Source organism: Nonomuraea sp. SYSU D8015 (genome assembly GCF_008065375.1).
Taxonomy (GTDB): domain Bacteria; phylum Actinomycetota; class Actinomycetes; order Streptosporangiales; family Streptosporangiaceae; genus Nonomuraea.
Genome location: NZ_VJYI01000005.1, coordinates 518,961 through 535,144 on the forward strand (window position 1 = coordinate 518,961; position 16,184 = coordinate 535,144).

The window sequence follows — 16,184 nt, forward strand, 5'->3', positions numbered from 1 at the left end:
GGGGCACGAGCTGCGAAGCATCGCGATTAAGGCGGGTTCCGGAAGTCGCGCCGAAGTCCCGCGGCCAGTCTGATTCCGGACCTTACCGGGCCGTCACGGGCATGGCGACGGGATTTACGCGGCGGCGCGCTCGCTGTCGTGCGCGCGCAGGAACTGCTGGAGCCCCGCCAGGTCGTCGGTGTTGATGTGATCCACGTCCGCCGCGACCAGCTCCCGCCAGATGGCCTCCCGCGCCGGCCCGGCCGCGTCGGGCGTGGCCCAGAACCGCACGCGCTGCCCGTCGCGGTGTGCGGCGGCCACGATCCGCCGCAGCTTGTCCCGCTCCGCGGCCGGCATGTCGCCCTCGCCGCGCCAGGTGAAGTGGTTCGTCCAGTTGTCGCTGATCAGCGGGATCAGGGACGGGTTGCCCTGCCCGAGGTCGGACATCCGGCCGTCGTAGAAGGCGTACCGGCGCTCCTGCGCGGCCATGAGGTCGCGCGGCCGGTCCCCGCTGATCACCACGGTCACCGCGCCGGGCTTCACCTTGCCCTTGTGGTAGGCGGTGAGCATCTTCCTGTACGCCCCCAGCACCTTGTCGAGCTCGGTGTACGTGGCCGCGCCGTTGTTCTTGATGTCCACGAGGAGCTGGAGCTGCTGCCGGCTGCGCGGGAAGACGCGGCCGTGGCCCTCGCGTACGCGCTGGGCGAGGGGGTCGAGGTAGAGGGACTGGAGCGTGCGCCCAGGCCGCAGGTCCTCCGGGTCGTGCCCGACGCGCAGCTCTCCGTCCACCAGGTAGATGTCGGCCTCGACGCTGGTGAATCCGTGGTCGAGTGCGTCGAAGAGGGGGCGTTCGTGCTCGTAGTCGTTGTGGGCGTGCGCCCGGGGAAGGGGCTCGGCGCGGTCGGCGGCGGCGGGCAGGGACGTCAGCAGCACGGCTCCGGCGGCGATCAGCACGCCCAGGGCTCGACGCAACATCGCATCTCCTTACGAGGTCAGGGATGCATGTCACGTTATTTGCGCAAGGTGTGACAGGAGTGAAGTTCAGCCTAACTATGCGTGGTGCCAGGTGCGGGGACGTTGAGGACCTGTTGAGCCGGTGTCCGGTCAATGGGCGCAGCCGGCGTACTCGTCGAGGCGGCGGAACATCGCCGCCAGCATGAGCGGGAACATCGCCACGTGCGCGACCATCATCAGCGTGCCGCCGTCGATCATGCCCAGCCACAGCAGCGGGAAGAGCGGCACGACCGGGACGAACATGGCCGCGCACATCTCCAGGGTGGAGGCCCAGCCGTGCCCGCGGATCCGCATCCACACGGCCATGCCGACGGACATGTTGAACGCCATCACCAGGTAGCCCAGCTCGGGATACTCGGAGTGGGAGATGCCGAGGCCGAGGACGTCGAGAAGGGCGCCGAGGGCGAACATCCCGACGAACATGGCGATGATCATCTCGATGTAGTGGAGGGTGAACCTGCCCCAGCGGCGGCGGGGCTTCGCGTTCGTCGTCGTCATGGTGACGACTGTGGCGGTCACCGTGGTCGCCCGGCCAGGGGTGAGCGGGCAGGAGGTCAGGAAACTTGGGCTCTTGGTCCTTCGGACCTACAGTCGAGAGCCATGGAGGTACGAAGGGTCGTCGTGGTGGCGTACGACGCGGCGGAGCTGCTCGAGATCGCCAGCGTGACCACGACGCTGGAGAGCGCCAACTGGCACGGCGCCTTACCGTACTACGAGTATCGCGTGGCCACGCCCGGCGGCCATGCGGTCACCACCGCCACCGCTCTCGTCATGCAGGCGCAACTGACCCTCGAACGGGTCACCGGGCCGCTCGACACCCTTGTGGTGGTGGGCGGGATCGGCTACGAGAACGCCGCCGCCAACCCGCTGATCGTCGGTCACGTTCGCCGGCTGGCCCGCGAGAGCCGCCGGGTGGCGTCCGTGTGCACAGGGGCGTTCGTCCTCGCCGCCGCCGGTCTGCTCGACGGGCGGCGCGCCACCACGCACTGGGAGCGGGCGCCGCTGATGGCGGCCCGCTACCCCGACGTCGTCGTCGACCCGGATCCGATCTTCATCCGCGACGGCAACGTCGCCACGTCCGCCGGCATCACCGCCGCGCACGACCTCATGCTCGCCTTCGTCGAGGAGGACAGCGGCCCGGAACTGGCCAGGACCGTGGCCAGGAACATGGTCACCTACCTGCAGCGGCCCGGGAACCAGGCGCAGATGAGCATGTTCGTCAGCGCGCCGCCACCCGCGAACGGCCTGGTCAAGCGGACCGTCGACTACATCGGCGGCCACCTCGCGGAAGACCTGTCCACGCTCGCCCTCGCCGAGGCCGCCGGCGTCAGCGAGCGGCATCTCACCCGGCTGTTCCTCAAGCACCTAGGGCAGACGCCCGGCCGGTACGTCCGCCAGACCCGCGCCGAGGCCGCCGCCCGCCTGCTGGCCTCCACGTCGCTGCCGATGGCGTCCATCGCGCTCCGGTGCGGGTTCGGGACGGCCGAGACGCTGCGTCAGGCCTTCATCGACCGGTACGGCATCCCGCCCTCCCGCTACCGCCTGACCCAGAGCTCGGCCACCGGATGATCTGGCTAATGTGGCTGCGATGAACGGTGAGCGGGTCATAGGCGGGTACGCGCTGCGGCGCCTGCTCGGCCGCGGTGGCATGGGGGAGGTGCACCTCGCGGCCACGCCCACCGGCGGCCTGGCCGCGGTCAAGGTCATCCATCCCGCGCTGGCCCGGGATCCGGCGTTCCGGCGGCGCTTCGAGCGCGAGGTGGCCGCGGCCCGCCGGGTCGCGCGGTTCTGCACCGCTCCCGTGCTGGACGCCGGGATCGACGGTGACGTGGCCTATCTCGTCACGGAATACGTCCGGGGTCCCGATCTGGCGCAGGCCGTACGGGATCAGGGCCCTTTGTCCGGCGGGAACCTGGAGGCGCTGGCGGTCGGGATCGCCACCGCGCTGAGCGCCATCCACGGGGCCGGGGTGATCCACCGCGACCTGAAACCCTCCAATGTGCTGCTCTCGCCGCTCGGGCCACGCGTGATCGACTTCGGCATCGCCCAGCTCGTGGACCACGACAGCCTGGCCAGCCAGGCGATTCTCGGCACGCCTGCCTTCATGGCGCCCGAGCAGGTGCGCGGCGAGGCGCTCACGCCCGCCATCGACGTCTTCGCCTGGGGCGGGGTGATCGCGTACGCGGGGACGGGGCGGCTGCCGTTCGGGGGCGGGGCGCCTGGTGAGGTGCTGTACCGGATCATGCAGGAAGGGCCCCGGCTGGACGGGCTGGACGAGGGGATCAGGGAGGTGGTCTCGCGTGCCCTCGCCAAGGACCCCCAGCTGCGGCCCACCGCGCAGGGCCTGCTGTCGGAGCTGGTCGGCGGCACTCGCCTGACCACGGCCACCGAAGTCGTGGAACGCACCTGGACGGGCACGGTGACGGCCGACCTGCGCCCGGACCCCGGCGGGTCCGCCCCCGACACCGGATCGCCCACCACTGGGCCGCGCGGTGCCGCATCACTCGGTGCCGCATCACTCGGTGGTGGGCCGCCGCCGGCACCGCCGGACGGGGTGGTGATGCGGCCGGACGGGGCGGCAGCGGGGTCTATGGACAGGTCAGCGCCCGTGCCGACGAATGCGCCCATCCCTGGAGCGGCCGCTGAGCAGATGCACGGGCCTCGGACAACGGGTGGGATGACGTCGGCCTCGACGGATCGCTCGACGCCGGGCGCGGACGGCAGGCCACAGGGCGGGGGGCCGGGGCCGTCGTCCGCCGATGGGCCGTGGGTGCCCTCTGCCACCGATGGGCCGTGGGTACCGTCTGCCGCGGATGGGACGATGGTGGCGCCGCCGCCGGATGGGGCGGCGCCGGGGGCGGCGGGTCGTCCGGTGAGGGCGGGACGGCGGCGGTGGCCGTGGGTCGCCGGTGCCGCCGCCGCGGTGGCCGTCGTCGTCGGCGTGGCACTGGCGGTGCCCAGGTTCTGGGGCGAGACCTGGCCGTACGAGGCCGGTTTCGGCGACGCCTGGGCGGTCGGCGCGTCGGATGGCGGCGACGCGCGCCTGGCGGGCACCGCCTACGAGCTCACCGTCAATCCCGGCTGGCGCCTGTGGAAGTCGGCACCGAGACGGGAGCCCGACGGCGGCGTGATCGTCAGCGCGAAGGCCGCCCTCACAGGCGGAACCGGCGAGTACGGTGTGTGGTGCCATGGCTCGGCGGCCTCCAGAGACCGCTACGAGTTCGGCGTGTCAGGCTCGGGCAAGGTCACGATCGTCAAGCGTGGCGCGGGCAGCACGGATGGCAAGACCCTGTACGGCCCAGGGAACGCGCAGTCCGCGGCCGTCAACCGGATCGTGGCGGAGTGCGGCCGAAGCGGGAACAAGGTGACGTTACGCATGTGGCTGAACGAACGCCTGGTCGCGGAGGCATCCGACGCCGACGCGCCGTACGGCCCCGACGAGGCGGGCGTCTACGCGACCGCCGCCGCCACGGGAGAGGTACGCGTCCGCTTCGACTCGTTCGCCCTACGGCTGGTGAGCCGGTGATGGGCGGCGGCCGATCTCCGCGCGCTCGGTTCGGGTGTGAGCGGGGCGCGATGCCGAAGGGCGGGTGAAGGTGCGGTTCGGCGTGCTGGGGCCGCTGCGGATCGAGGGAGGCCGGGCGCCGGGACCGGCCAAGCACCGTACGCTGCTGGCCGCGCTCCTGCTCTCGGCCCCGGAGCGGGCGCCGGTCGAGCGGCTCATGTCCGTGGTGTGGGACGACCGGCCGCCGGCGTCCGCCGAGTCGGTGCTCAGGGTGTACGTCAGCGCGCTGCGCAAGCTCGTCGACGGCATCCGCACGGTGCCCGGCGGCTACGTGATCGAGATCGATCCGGACGACGTCGACTGCCATCGCTTCGAACGGCTGGTCGGCGAGGCGCGGCAGGCCAGGGCGGAGGGACGGGTCGCGGAGGCGGCGGACGGGTTCAGGACGGCGCTGGGGCTCTGGCGGGGGCAGGCCCTGGCCGACGTCGAGTCGTCGGTGCTGCGCCGGGCGCACGCCGTACCGCTGGAGGAGTTGCGGCTCACCGCGCTGGAGGAGCGCGTGGAGCTGGACCTGGGGCTGGGCAGGGGCGCGGAGGTGGTCGGCGAGCTGCGGGCGCTGGTGGCCGCCCACCCGCTGCGCGAGCGGGCCTGGGTACGCCTCATCGACGCCCTTCACCAGGCAGGACGCCGGTCGGAGGCGCTCGCCGCCTACCAGGACGCGCGCCGGACGCTGGTCGAGGAGCTCGGCCTGGAGCCGGGCGCCGAGCTGAACGCCGCCCAGCAGCGGGTGCTGTCCGAGGCCGATCTCCCTGCCGCGCCACGGGATTCGCGGTCCGCGGATGGCGGCGGGCAGTGGGCGGGGAGCGGTGACGCGCGGCGGCGTACCGGCGTGGTCGACGAACTGCCGCCGGATATTTCGGACTTCGCCGGGCGGCGACAGGTGCTCGACTGGATCCGTCGCGCCGCCGCCGAGCAGGCGCCGGCCCCCGTACACCTGGTCGTGCACGGTCCGCCCGGATGCGGGAAGTCAGCCGTGGCCGTGCACGCCGCCACCGGCATCGACCGCCCGGACGGCCGCCTGTACGCCTATCTCGGCGCGAGGCCGCCCAGCGCCGTGCTGGAGGATCTGTTGCGCTCGCTGGGCTGCCCGGACGGCGCGGTGCCGCCGACGCTCGACGACCGCGTACGCCTCTACCGCAGCACGACGGCCCGCAGAAGGCTGCTCGTCGTGCTGGACGCCGCCGCCGACGAGGCGCAGGTACGCCCCCTGCTGCCGACCGGTCCGGGCAGCCTCACCCTGGTGACCAGCCGGTCGTCGTTGCCCGGGTTGGAGGCGGCGCGGGCGTACGAGCTGGGGGTGCTCGACGAGGACGAGGCCGTGGCCATGCTCGGGGGCGTGGCCGGGCATGAGCGGATCCGCGCCGAGCCCGAGGCCGCCCGGCGCATCGTCCGGCTCTGCGGCGGTCTCCCGCTGGCACTGCGCATCGCCGGATCCCGGCTGGCCAGGAAGCCCGGGTGGACGCTCGAACACCTGGCGGGCCGCCTCGGCGACGAGCGACGCAGACTCGACGAGCTCAGCGCGGGCGACCTGGCCGTCCGCGGCAGCCTGGCGCTCGGCTACCGCGGCCTGCCCGACCCGGAACGCCGGCTGCTGCGTGAGCTCGGCGCCCTGTCCGCCCCCGACTTCGCCTCCTGGGCGCTCGGCGCCGATCTGGAGCCGCTGGCGGCGGCCGGGTTGCTGCAGTCGCGCGGGCTGGACGAGGCGGGGCAGGAGCGGTACGGGTGGCACGACCTGACCAGGCTCTACGCCGCCGAACGGCTGGCCGAGGAGGACGGCGGGGCGGCAGGCGTGCTGGCGGTCAGGGCCGAGGCGATCCTGGAGCGTACCCGGCGGGCGAGGGCGGCCCTCCTCCCCGCCGAGCCCGGCACCGGCCGCACCGAGGTCCACCTGCCCGGGAACGAGCCGGTCGGTGACGGGCTCCACTCCGGGGACGATCAGGCGCTCCGGACGGGATGGTTGCGGCAGGAGGCGCGGTGGCTGAGCGCCGAGCGCCGCTTCCTGGTCGCGACGGTCGAGGACCTCCACCGGGCCGGCCTGTACGAGGCCGCCTGGCGCCTGGCGTTCTACCTGACGCCGCTGTTCGAGCTGGGCGCGCACCACGACGACTGGCACGCCACCACGGCGATCGGCCTGGACGCGGCCAGGGCGGCGGGCCACCGGCGCGGCGAGGCGCTCCTTCTGCGCGGCCTGGCCGATCTGCACCGCATCGAGGGGCGAACGGAGGCCGCCGCGGCCGCGCTGCGAGCTGCCCAGCCGCTGGCGGAAGGCCTGGAACTGGCCAGGATCACCCTCCGCCTCGGCCTCGTCCAAGCCCGCCAGGCGGAGATCGAGTCGCCTCACCCCCACGGCTGGGGACCGGCCGGCGTCATGCTCCCGACGCCGGGTGAGCGGCCGGCCGGGTCAGGGCAGATGACGTCCGGTGCGCGGCCCGCCGAGCGTGCGGGGACGGCGCCCGGGGCGGGACAGCCCGGTCCGGCGGAGTCACGGCGTGCGGGACAGGCCGGCGCGGCGGAGCCGGGGCCTACGGGGCAGGCCGGTGGGCTTACGGGGCAGGCCGGTGCGAGGGAGCCGGGGCCTGGTGAACGACCGGCCATGGCCGCCGAGGCCGTGCCCGGGGCGCCGCCGAGCGGACCCGGTACACCCTCGATCGGAGCCGGTACACCGCCAGGCGGATCCGCGGCGCGGCCGACCGGATCCGGGGGGCGGCTGAGCGGATCCGGGGGGCGGCTGAGCGGATCCGGGGCGGCGGGGCCTGCTGAGCGGCCGGGCGGATCCGGAGAGGCGGTGGGGGCCCGTGTGGCGCGGTCGCCGCATCTCGCGCAGGCCGAGCAGGCGTTCCTGCGGGCGCTGCGGGCCTTCGAGGAGGCCGGGGATCGGCGGGGGCGGGCGGACGCGTTGCGGGCGCTCGGCGCCCTGCGCCGGGACGAGGGCCGGCTGGAGGAGAGCCTCGAAGCGTACCGGGAGCTGGGCGATCTCCGGGGCGAGGCGGAGGCGCTGCTCGACCTGGCCAGGCTGCACCTCGCCGCCCGCCGCCATCCCCAGGCCCGCGGCTGCGTGGAGCGCCGGCTGCGGATCAACCGCCGCCTCGGCGACCCCCTGCCCGAGGCCGCGGCCCTGCTCGTGTCGGCCGAGCTGGCCAGGGCGGAAGGCGACCCCGGCGCCGCGGCGGCGGCCGCGCAGGCGGCCCGGGAGACGTTCACCCGGTACGGCGACCGCCGGAACGCCGCACACGCCCTGCTGGCGCTGGCCCACGCCGCACTCGACAGGCATGATCCCGATGGCGCGGTTGAGACCGTCACGGGCGCTATGGAAGAGTTCGACCGCCTCGGTGACGCGGACGGCAAGGCCGAGGCCGAAGGGCTCGCGAAGGAGGCCCGCAGGCAGAGTGGTCAGCCGATATAGGCCAACTATGCGGATCCTGAAGGTCGCCTCCGTAAGGTGTGGGCCACATCCCCGACAAACGAAGGTGATCACATAATGCGAAGGACGATCGCGCTGCTCGCCGCGGCCGTCGCACTGGCGGGCTGCGGCATGGTCCCCGGTCAGCAGGGCGGAGGCGGCGAGGAGAGGCAGTCGCAGGCCGTCGCCGACACGACCCCCGCCCAGGCCCCGGAGCAGGAGCAGCAGACCGCGCCGCCGCAGGAGGGCAAGGTCATCGCCAGCCGCGAGACCAAGGTCGCGGCCGGCGACATGTACGGCCAGGCCCGCGTCGAGATCACCGCGCTCAAGCGCCAGGGCAAGACCGCCATGCTCAACTGGACGGTCACCGCGACGGACGGCAAGGTCAACCTGCACAACAGCATGGGCGACGGCCCCACCGACAGCACCGTCTCCGCCGTGTCCCTGATCGATCCGGTCAACGCCAAGCGTTACCGCGTGGCCCGCAACAACAACGGCCCGGGCGCGGCCTGCGTCTGCTCCGGCACCCTGGGCCAGTTCCTGGAGAAGGGGGAGGCCTCGACGTTGTACGCCGTCTTCGCCGCCCCACCCGCGGACGTCACGAAGGTCAATGTGGAGATGCCCATGTTCGGCGTGCTCACCGATGTTCCGATCTCTTAGCGTGGCCCTCGCCCTCGTCCTGTCCCCGACCCCGGCGCCGAGCCCGCCGGCCGACGCCTATCTCCCGGTCGAGGACCTCGTCATGCCCGTCGAGGACATCGTGGGCGAGGTCGAGTCGATGGACGGCACCGAGAGCGAGACCAAGCAGGGGCGGCAGGTGACGCTGGCGGTGACCAGCGATGTGCTGTTCGCCCTGGACAAGTGGCAGCTGACCGCCAAGGCCCGGCAGCGGCTGGCGAAGGTGGCCGAGAAGGTGGGCGCCGAGGGCGCGGGCGGCGTGGTCAAGATCGAGGGGCACACCGACGACCAAGGGAGCGACGCGTACAACCTGACGCTGTCGCGGCGCCGGGCACAGGCCGTGGAGCAGGCCATGCGCACCCTGCTGACCGGCCCGGGCGTGACCCTCCATGCCTCCGGGTACGGCGAGAGCCGCCCCAAGCTGCCCAACATCGTCGACGGCAGGCCGGTCGACGAGAACCGGGCCAAGAACCGTCGCGTCGAGATCATCTTCACCGCCAAGCAGTGACGGACGGCAGCGTGGTGACAAGTCGGGGCGGCTCCCGGGGTGCTATTCGCCCGGTAGCTCGCCGAGCGTGACGGTCACCGTCTCCCTGGCGCCGTCGGCGCGGATCAGGCCCACCCGGGCCTGATCGCCGGGCTTGAGCGTGGCGATGATCTCGACCAGCAACGCCATGGTCGGCGTCTGCCGGCCGTTGAGCGAGACGATCGTGTCCCCGGCTCGGATCCCCGCCTTCTCCGCGGCGCCGCCGGGCTCCACCTGGACCACGCTCACACCGGCGGACTCGCCGTCGAAGCCGATGACCGTGCTGCCCCTGATGCCCAGCGCCGCCCGGCGGGTGTTGGTGACCTTGCCGTCCTTGACGATCTGGGCGGCGATGTCGATGGCGGTGTTGCTCGGGATCGCGAAGCCGATGCCGGGGGCGGTGCCGCCGCCCAGGGTCGGGTCCGTGGCCGCGAGCGTCGGGATGCCGATCACCTGGCCTGACAGGTCCACGAGCGCCCCGCCGCTGTTGCCCGGGTTGATCGCGGCCGAGGTCTGGATCGCGCCCGCGATCGTGGCGCCGGGAGAGCCCGGGTTCTGCGGCTCGGTGACGGTACGGCCGAGCGCAGAGATGATCCCGTTCGTCACGCTGCCTGACAGCCCGAGCGGGTTGCCCATGGCGAGCACGATCTGCCCGACCCGTAGCTTCGACGAGTCCCCGAACCTGGCCGGGCGCAGCCCGTCGGGATCCTCCACCTTGATCACCGCCAGGTCGCCGGCGCTGAACGAGCTCACCAGCCGGGCGCGCCGTGGCGCTCCGCCGGTGGCGAGGGTGACGTTCATCGACGTGGCCTCGCCGACCACGTGGGCGTTGGTGACGATGTGGCCCGCGGTGTCGAAGACGACGCCGGAGCCGAGCCCCACCCTGGTGTTGATCTGGACGATGGAGGGCAGGACGTCCGCGATGACCTTCTCGAACGCGGCCTCCAGCGGCTGCACGGGCGCGGCCGGCCCCGTGGGGGAGGGCGAGGCCGTCGTCGCCGTGGGAGAGGGCGACGGTGTGGCGGTGCCGGCGGAGGTAAGGGGGCCGCAGCCGGTGAGCAGCGCGACAGCGGCCAATCCCGCGATGATCTCCCTGATGGGCTCCCTCATGCGGGGTTCCTGCCCACCTCGATGTGAAAGATACGCTTCCCTGACGTTCCGCCTGCTCAGCTTCCCCGGTGGGCGTGCGGATGGCGGAGGAAAGGGCTTCTGCCACGCACTCAAACGACCACCGTTGCCAACCGTTCATTGCCGGAAGACCTTACAGAATTAGATTCTGCACGGGCCATAGGGGAAATATCCCTGGCTGTCGTGACGTAACCTCAAGGCCATGGCGGACGGACGCGACCAGAGACCTTCGTTTGAATCACGATCACCCACCACCCCGTTCCGCAAGGTCGTCCTGCCCGCTGAGGAGACGATCAAGATCCCCAAGCCGCCCAAGCCAGGCCCGTCCGTGCCGGTGCGGCCCCAGGGGCAGCAACCGCCGGCTCAAGAGGCCCCCGCGCAGCAGCCGCCTGGACAGCAGCCCCCTGGGCAGTCCTCGCGGCAGCAGTCGCCGGCGCAGGCGCCCGTGCCGCCTCCCGTACAGCCGCCCATGCCGCCGTTGCCCGTGGTGCCGCCCAAGCCGTCCCGGGGCATCGGCGACATCCCGATCAAGGTCGTCTACCTGCTCGGCGCCATCCTGGCCACGGTCGGGGCGGTCGTGCTGGTCTTCGTCGTCTTCTCCGGGGACGTGCCGGCCAACAACGAGCCGAGCGAGCAGGTCGTCCGGGTGGCGCCCGTGCCGTCGGCCTCGGCGACCCCCACGGCGACGGTCAGTCCCACGCCCACCGAGACCCCGATCGTGCTGCCGCCGGTGCCGGAGAGCAAGGCGTTCAAGAACCTGTCGGGCACGGCGTCCGCGGTCACCAGCACCATCACCGACAACGCGGTCGGCATCACCTATCCTCGGCTGGCCTCGCCGTGGAAGGCCAGGTCGTTCTCGCCGTACTCGATCGCGCAGCGGATCGGCAAGGTCAAGACGCCGTTCACGGTGATCGGCTCGGCCATGCTGCCCGAGAGCTACGCGCCGACGACGAAGCCCGACTCGAACGCCGACTACCGCGAGATCGCCACGAACGCCGTGCGCTGGTCGATCCGTACGCAGTTCCCCGAGGGCGCCACGGTCGCGGAGTGGACGGCCTCCAAGAAGATCCCGGTCGGCAAGGGCTGGACGCTCGGCTACAAGGTGACCTACCCCAACGGCGGCAAGCAGGAGACCGCCCAGGCCATGGTGACCATCGTCGAGGTGGGCAAGAACAGGCCCGCGATGCTCGTGGCCTCGATCCCGGAGTCCAACAAGAGCCGCTGGCGCGACCTGAACACTCTGGCCCAGCAGGTACGGCCCATCTAGTCCCGCAGCCGATCACGTGAAGAGCGGGTAGGCCGCTAGGCCAGAAGCATCCTCTAGAATATGGTTCTGGGTGTCGACTCGGACCTGGCTGGAGGATGAGCAATGGCGATCGGTTTGAGCGAGGAACACGAGGCGCTCCGCGAGTCGGTGAGCGGCTGGGCCGAGCGGAACGTCCCCTCCGAGCTGCTCCGCGCCGGGGGAAGCGGGCGTCCGCCGTTCTGGGCGGGCCTCGCCGAGCAGGGGTTGCTCGGCCTGCACCTGCCTGAGGAGTCGGGCGGCTCCGGCTATGGCCTGCTGGAGACGGCGGTCGCCGTGGAGGCTCTGGCCGAGCGCATGGCGCCGGGCCCATACGTGCCGACCGTGCTCGCCAGTGCGGTCATCCACGCCTCGAAGCGCCACGAACTGCTCGAACCGCTGGCCGACGGCACGCTCACCGGCGCCGTCGCCCTGACCGGCGCGCTGACGGGCACCCGCGCGGCGGACGGCTCCCTCGTCGTGTCGGGCAGGGCCGAGCCCGTGCTCGGTGGCTCGCTGGCCGACGTGCTGGTCCTGCCGGTGACCACGCCGGACGGCGAGGAATGGATCGCCCTGGACGCCTCCGCCGCCACCGTCACCGAGCTCAAGTCGCTCGACCCGACCAGGCCGGTGGCCAAGGTGGAGATCGCGGAGGTCTCCGTGCCGACCGAGCGGGTGCTTGACGGCGTCGAGGGCCCGGACGTGCTGGATCTGGCGGCGATCCTGCTCGGCGCCGAGGCCACGGGCCTGGCCTCGTGGTGCGTGACGGCCGCCGCCGACTACGCCAAGGTACGCGTCCAGTTCGGCCGTCCCATCGGCCAGTTCCAGGGCATCAAGCACAAGCTCTCACGCATGCTGGTCGCGCTGGAGCAGGCCCGCGCCACCGTGTGGGACGCCACCCGCGCGGAGGGCAAGGAGCTGGCGTTCGCGGCCGCCGTCGCCGGGGTGATGGCCCCCGACGCTGCCGTCCAGTGTGCCAAGGACGCCATCCAGACGTTCGGCGGCATCGGCTACACCTTCGAGCACGACGTGCACCTCTACTACCGCCGCGCGCTCACCCTGCGCGCCCTGCTCGGCCCGTCGGCCGAGTGGGCCGCCACGGTCGCCTCGCTGGCGCTGCAGGGCGTCTCCCGCGAGATGGAGATCGACCTGCCCGAGGACGCCGAAGAGCTGCGCGCCTCCATCCGCGCCGAGATCGCGGAGATCGCGCAGTTGGAGGGCAAGGAGCAGAAGCGGGCGCTGGCCGAGCGCGGCTTCGTCATGCCCCACCTCCCCCGGCCGTGGGGCCGCGACGCCAAGCCTCTGGAGCAGGTGCTCATCGCCCAGGAGCTGAAGGCAGCCAAGGTACGCCCGCCGATCCTGATCATCGGCGCGTGGGTGGTGCCGTCCATCGCCGTGTATGGCACCCCGGAGCAGCAGGAACGCTTCCTCCCCAAGACACTCAGCGGCGAGATGATCTGGTGCCAGCTGTTCTCCGAGCCCGGCGCCGGGTCCGACCTGGCCTCGCTGCAGATGAAGGCGGAGAAGGTCGAGGGCGGCTGGAAGCTCACCGGTCAGAAGATCTGGACGTCGGTCGCGCACGTGGCCGAGTGGGGCATCTGCATCGCCCGCACCTCCAGCGACGGCACCAAGCACGAGGGCATCACGTACTTCCTGGTCGACATGAAGTCCCCGGGCGTCACCGTCAGGCCGCTCACCGAGATGACCGGCGAGAACCTGTTCAACGAGGTCTTCTTCGACGACGTCTTCGTCCCGGACGACCTCGTCGTGGGTCAGGTCGGCGAGGGCTGGAAGGTCGCCCGCAACACGCTGTCCAACGAGCGCGTGTCGCTGTCGTCCGGCTCCGGCGGCACCGGCGCGTCCGTGACCGACCTGCTCGGCCTCGTCGGGCGGCTCGGGCGTGAGCTGACGCCGGTCGAGGCGCAGAAGGTGGCCGCGGTCGTCTGCGAGGGGCACTCGATCAGCGCCCTGTCGCTGCGGGTCACGCTCAAGCAGCTGGCCGGGACCGAGCCGGGGGCGGACGCGTCCGTACGCAAGCTGCTGTCCACCTCGCATGCTCAGCACGTCTCCGAGACGGCGGTCGAACTGCTCGGCCCCGCCGCCACGGTGGCTGCCGACGTCAAACTGGGCGACGCCGGCTACTGGAACCGGGCGGTGCTGGCGACCAGGGCCATGACCATTTACGGCGGCACCACGGAGGTGCAGCTCAACATCATCGGCGAGCGCATGCTCGGGCTGCCCAGGGATCCGGAGCCCGGCAAGTAACGCATGTGAGGTTGCGGCCCGCTACGCTCCCCTGTGCCTGGAATGTCCGGGAGCAGGGGAGAGGCGGTGCTTCGGTGGATGCCGACCGGTCGTCGTCCGCACAACCGAAGCCCGCACGCCCGGACGGCGAGCCGCCCGTGAGACCCGAATCCGGCCCCTTGAAGCACATGCGCCTGGACCCCGAACGCGCCGGATCCGACCAGACGGAGATCGTGCCCCCGGGACCCGAGTGCCCCGACTCGTCGGATCGGCCGGTGCCCGACCAGCCTGAGCACGTGCGCCCAGGAGACGAGCGCCCGGAAGGCGAGCCCATGGGACATGTGCCCCCGGGACGCGACCGCGCGGAAGGCGACCGCCCGGAAGACGAGCGGCCCGGAGGCGTGCCGCGGGGAGGCATGCCCTCGGGAGGCGTGCGCCCTGAGCGTGTGCCCCCGGAAGCCGTCCGCGCGGGGGGCGAGCGCCTGGAGTGGGTGCGGTTGGGGCTTTGGCGGGTGGCGCCTGCCGTCCTCGGCCTGGGGTTGGCGGTGCTGGCGCTGGGGCCGGCACTCGGCCAAGGGCTCGTGCTCCGCTACGACCTGGTGTTCGTGCCCGACCCGCCGCTGCTGCCCGATCGCGGCGGTTTCCCGCGCGCCGTGCCCAGCGATCTGGTGGTGGCGCTGCTGTCCCGGGTGCTGCCCGTGGAGGTCGTGCAGAAAGGCCTGCTCGTCGGCGTCTTCGTGCTGGCCGCGACAGGGGCGGCGGCGCTGGTGCCGCCGGAGCGCAGGCTCGCCCGGCTGGTCGCCGCCGCCTGCTACGCCTGGAACCTCTATCTCGCCCAGCGGCTCCTGCTCGGCCAGTGGGCGCTGCTGCTCGGCGTGGCCGGGCTGCCGTGGGCGGTGCGGGCCGTGGGCATGTCCGGGACCCGGCCCGCGTCCGGGGCCCGGCCCGCGTCTGGGGCCCGGCTCATGTCCGGCGCGCGGGCCACGCGCCGGGCCCGGTTCGCGCCCCTGACGCGGCTCGGGGCGGCGTTGCTCCCGGCCGCGGTCGGCGGGTTCCAGGCGATGCTGGTCTCGGCGCTCACTCTGCTGCCGATCGCCGTCGCGCGGCGCAGGGTGACCGTGGTCGCCGGCGTCCTCGCCCTGTTCAGCCTGCCCTGGGCGGTCCCCGCGCTCGGATCGGGCGCGGTGACGGACCCGGCGGGGGTGGACGCGTTCGCCGCCCGCGCCGACGGGCCCTTCGGCGTGCTGGGCAGCCTGCTGTCCCTCGGCGGCATCTGGAGCGCCGACGCCGGGCTCCCTGGTCAGGAGTCGTGGTGGCTCGCCACCGCTCGCCTGCTCATGGTCGGCGTCGGTCTCTTCGGCTACGTGCGGCTCCGTTCCGATCCCGATCGGCCGGCGTGGTGGGGCGGGCTCGCCGTGGCCGCGGCGGCCGGGTTCGGGCTGGCCGCGCTGGGGGCGTTCCAGCCGGGGCGCGAAGCGCTCAAATGGCTCGTGGCGCTGTGGCCGGGATTCGGGCCGCTGCGCGACGGCCAGGTCTATCTGGCGCCGCTGGTCCTGCTGGTCGCCGTCGGCCTGACCGCGGCCCTGCGGTCGGGCGTGTCCGCGTCGGTGGGGGTCGTGGCGCCGGTGCTGGTGCTGCCCACGCTCGCGTTCGGGGCGTTCGGCCGGCTGGCGGCGGTCACGTACCCGCCGGACTGGACGGCCGTGCAGCGGATCGTCAACGCCGATCCCGCGCCCGGGGCGCTGCTGTCACTGCCCTGGGGCGCGCACCGGGCCTTCGCCTGGAACGGCGGCCGGATCGTGCTCGATCCGGCCACCAAGCTCTTCGAGCGCCGGGTGCTCTGGGACGACACCCTGTACGTCGGGCTGCCGGACGGCGGCCGGCTGCGGGTGCGCGGCGAGGACCCCCTCAACCGGCGCGCCGGAGAGCTCCTGGCCGCGGGTGACCTTGCGCGGCTCCCTGCCAGGTACGTGCTGGTGGCGGCAAGTCAGAACGGGTTCCTACTTGAGCGGGCCGGCTTCAAGACCATTTTCCGCGGAAAAGACCTTCACTTGCTGCGGCGTTGACCGGCTGTTTCGTGATATACCGGAGGGTAACTTGCTTTATCACGGTTTGACCAATGTTATGGATTCAAGGCGAAACACGTTCTAGTCTCGGCACACTGCGCCACTGATCGGAAGGGAGTGCTCTGTTGTTGCGACTTCTCGTGGCCCTGGCCATCGGAGCTCTGCTGGCGGTCGGAGCCTCTGTCGCCGTGGTCAATGTGGCATCACCTTCTCTGACCCCGCCGAACCAGCCGCTCTACAACTACGGCACCAGGTGATGATCCTCCCCGCTTGACGGGGCCCATACCAAGCTCAGCAAGCAC

General features: G+C 72.5%; 12 protein-coding genes. 9 read left to right on the forward strand and 3 right to left on the reverse strand.

The genetic code is table 11. The annotated features are described in order from the left end of the window. Positions 1-114: 114 nt before the first annotated feature. Together ID574_RS24740 and ID574_RS24745 are read right to left on the reverse strand one after the other, a co-directional pair. Positions 115-954, reverse strand: a complete 840-nt coding sequence (locus tag ID574_RS24740; protein WP_188191316.1) for a phosphatidylinositol-specific phospholipase C/glycerophosphodiester phosphodiesterase family protein — start codon at positions 952-954, stop codon at positions 115-117. Positions 955-1,083: 129 nt separating this feature from the next. Next, entirely contained in the window at positions 1,084-1,491 is a 408-nt protein-coding gene (locus tag ID574_RS24745; protein ID WP_188191317.1) for a hypothetical protein, read from the reverse strand. A 102-nt stretch (positions 1,492-1,593) separates the two neighbouring features. On the opposite strand from ID574_RS24745, the gene ID574_RS24750 reads away from it, so the two are divergent. The 5 genes from ID574_RS24750 to ID574_RS24770 all read left to right on the forward strand — a co-directional run bounded on the left by ID574_RS24750 (position 1,594) and on the right by ID574_RS24770 (position 9,144). After that, on the forward strand, positions 1,594-2,562 hold the full coding sequence (locus ID574_RS24750; RefSeq protein WP_188191318.1) for a GlxA family transcriptional regulator: 969 nt from the start codon (positions 1,594-1,596) through the stop codon (positions 2,560-2,562). A gap of 19 nt (positions 2,563-2,581) precedes the next feature. Beyond that, entirely contained in the window at positions 2,582-4,519 is a 1,938-nt protein-coding gene (locus ID574_RS60040; protein WP_223167027.1) for a serine/threonine-protein kinase, read from the forward strand. A gap of 64 nt (positions 4,520-4,583) precedes the next feature. After that, positions 4,584-7,961, forward strand: coding sequence for an AfsR/SARP family transcriptional regulator (locus ID574_RS24760; RefSeq protein ID WP_223167028.1), 3,378 nt, complete (start codon positions 4,584-4,586; stop codon positions 7,959-7,961). 75 nt (positions 7,962-8,036) lie between these two features. Next, a complete protein-coding gene (locus ID574_RS24765; protein ID WP_188191319.1) occupies positions 8,037-8,618 on the forward strand; it encodes a hypothetical protein in 582 nt (193 codons plus the stop codon). Between the two features lies 1 nt (position 8,619). After that, the gene (locus ID574_RS24770; RefSeq protein WP_223167029.1) at positions 8,620-9,144 is read left to right on the forward strand and encodes an OmpA family protein; all 525 of its coding nucleotides are present in this window, start codon (positions 8,620-8,622) and stop codon (positions 9,142-9,144) included. 42 nt (positions 9,145-9,186) lie between these two features. Here the strand turns inward: ID574_RS24770 and ID574_RS24775 are convergent, their stop codons facing one another. Beyond that, entirely contained in the window at positions 9,187-10,272 is a 1,086-nt protein-coding gene (locus tag ID574_RS24775; protein ID WP_188191321.1) for a S1C family serine protease, read from the reverse strand. Between the two features lie 220 nt (positions 10,273-10,492). Here ID574_RS24775 and ID574_RS24780 point away from each other — a divergent pair, with 220 nt between their 5' ends. The 4 genes from ID574_RS24780 to ID574_RS61710 all read left to right on the forward strand — a co-directional run bounded on the left by ID574_RS24780 (position 10,493) and on the right by ID574_RS61710 (position 16,139). After that, the gene (locus tag ID574_RS24780; RefSeq protein WP_188191322.1) at positions 10,493-11,557 is read left to right on the forward strand and encodes a hypothetical protein; all 1,065 of its coding nucleotides are present in this window, start codon (positions 10,493-10,495) and stop codon (positions 11,555-11,557) included. A gap of 102 nt (positions 11,558-11,659) precedes the next feature. Next, complete coding sequence (locus tag ID574_RS24785) at positions 11,660-13,837, forward strand: acyl-CoA dehydrogenase family protein (RefSeq protein ID WP_188191323.1); 2,178 nt, start codon at positions 11,660-11,662, stop codon at positions 13,835-13,837. Positions 13,838-13,974: 137 nt separating this feature from the next. Further along, the gene (locus ID574_RS24790; protein WP_188191324.1) at positions 13,975-15,882 is read left to right on the forward strand and encodes an MmpA family trehalose lipid delivery protein; all 1,908 of its coding nucleotides are present in this window, start codon (positions 13,975-13,977) and stop codon (positions 15,880-15,882) included. A gap of 125 nt (positions 15,883-16,007) precedes the next feature. Continuing rightward, positions 16,008-16,139 carry a hypothetical protein gene (locus ID574_RS61710; RefSeq protein WP_260477562.1) on the forward strand — a complete coding sequence of 44 codons (132 nt, stop codon included), beginning with the start codon at positions 16,008-16,010 and terminating at the stop codon, positions 16,137-16,139. The last annotated feature ends 45 nt before the right edge of the window (positions 16,140-16,184 follow it).

Excerpts from the sequence above, each read along its gene's own strand:
- ID574_RS60040 (WP_223167027.1), top strand. The coding sequence starts at position 2,582 with ATGAACGGTGAGCGGGTCATAGGCGGGTACGCGCTGCGGCGCCTGCTC.
- ID574_RS24780 (WP_188191322.1), top strand. The coding sequence starts at position 10,493 with ATGGCGGACGGACGCGACCAGAGACCTTCGTTTGAATCACGATCACCC.
- ID574_RS24740 (WP_188191316.1), bottom strand. The coding sequence starts at position 954 with ATGTTGCGTCGAGCCCTGGGCGTGCTGATCGCCGCCGGAGCCGTGCTG.
- ID574_RS24765 (WP_188191319.1), top strand. The coding sequence starts at position 8,037 with ATGCGAAGGACGATCGCGCTGCTCGCCGCGGCCGTCGCACTGGCGGGC.
- ID574_RS24745 (WP_188191317.1), bottom strand. The coding sequence starts at position 1,491 with ATGACGACGACGAACGCGAAGCCCCGCCGCCGCTGGGGCAGGTTCACC.
- ID574_RS24750 (WP_188191318.1), top strand. The coding sequence starts at position 1,594 with ATGGAGGTACGAAGGGTCGTCGTGGTGGCGTACGACGCGGCGGAGCTG.
- ID574_RS24775 (WP_188191321.1), bottom strand. The coding sequence starts at position 10,272 with ATGAGGGAGCCCATCAGGGAGATCATCGCGGGATTGGCCGCTGTCGCG.
- ID574_RS24785 (WP_188191323.1), top strand. The coding sequence starts at position 11,660 with ATGGCGATCGGTTTGAGCGAGGAACACGAGGCGCTCCGCGAGTCGGTG.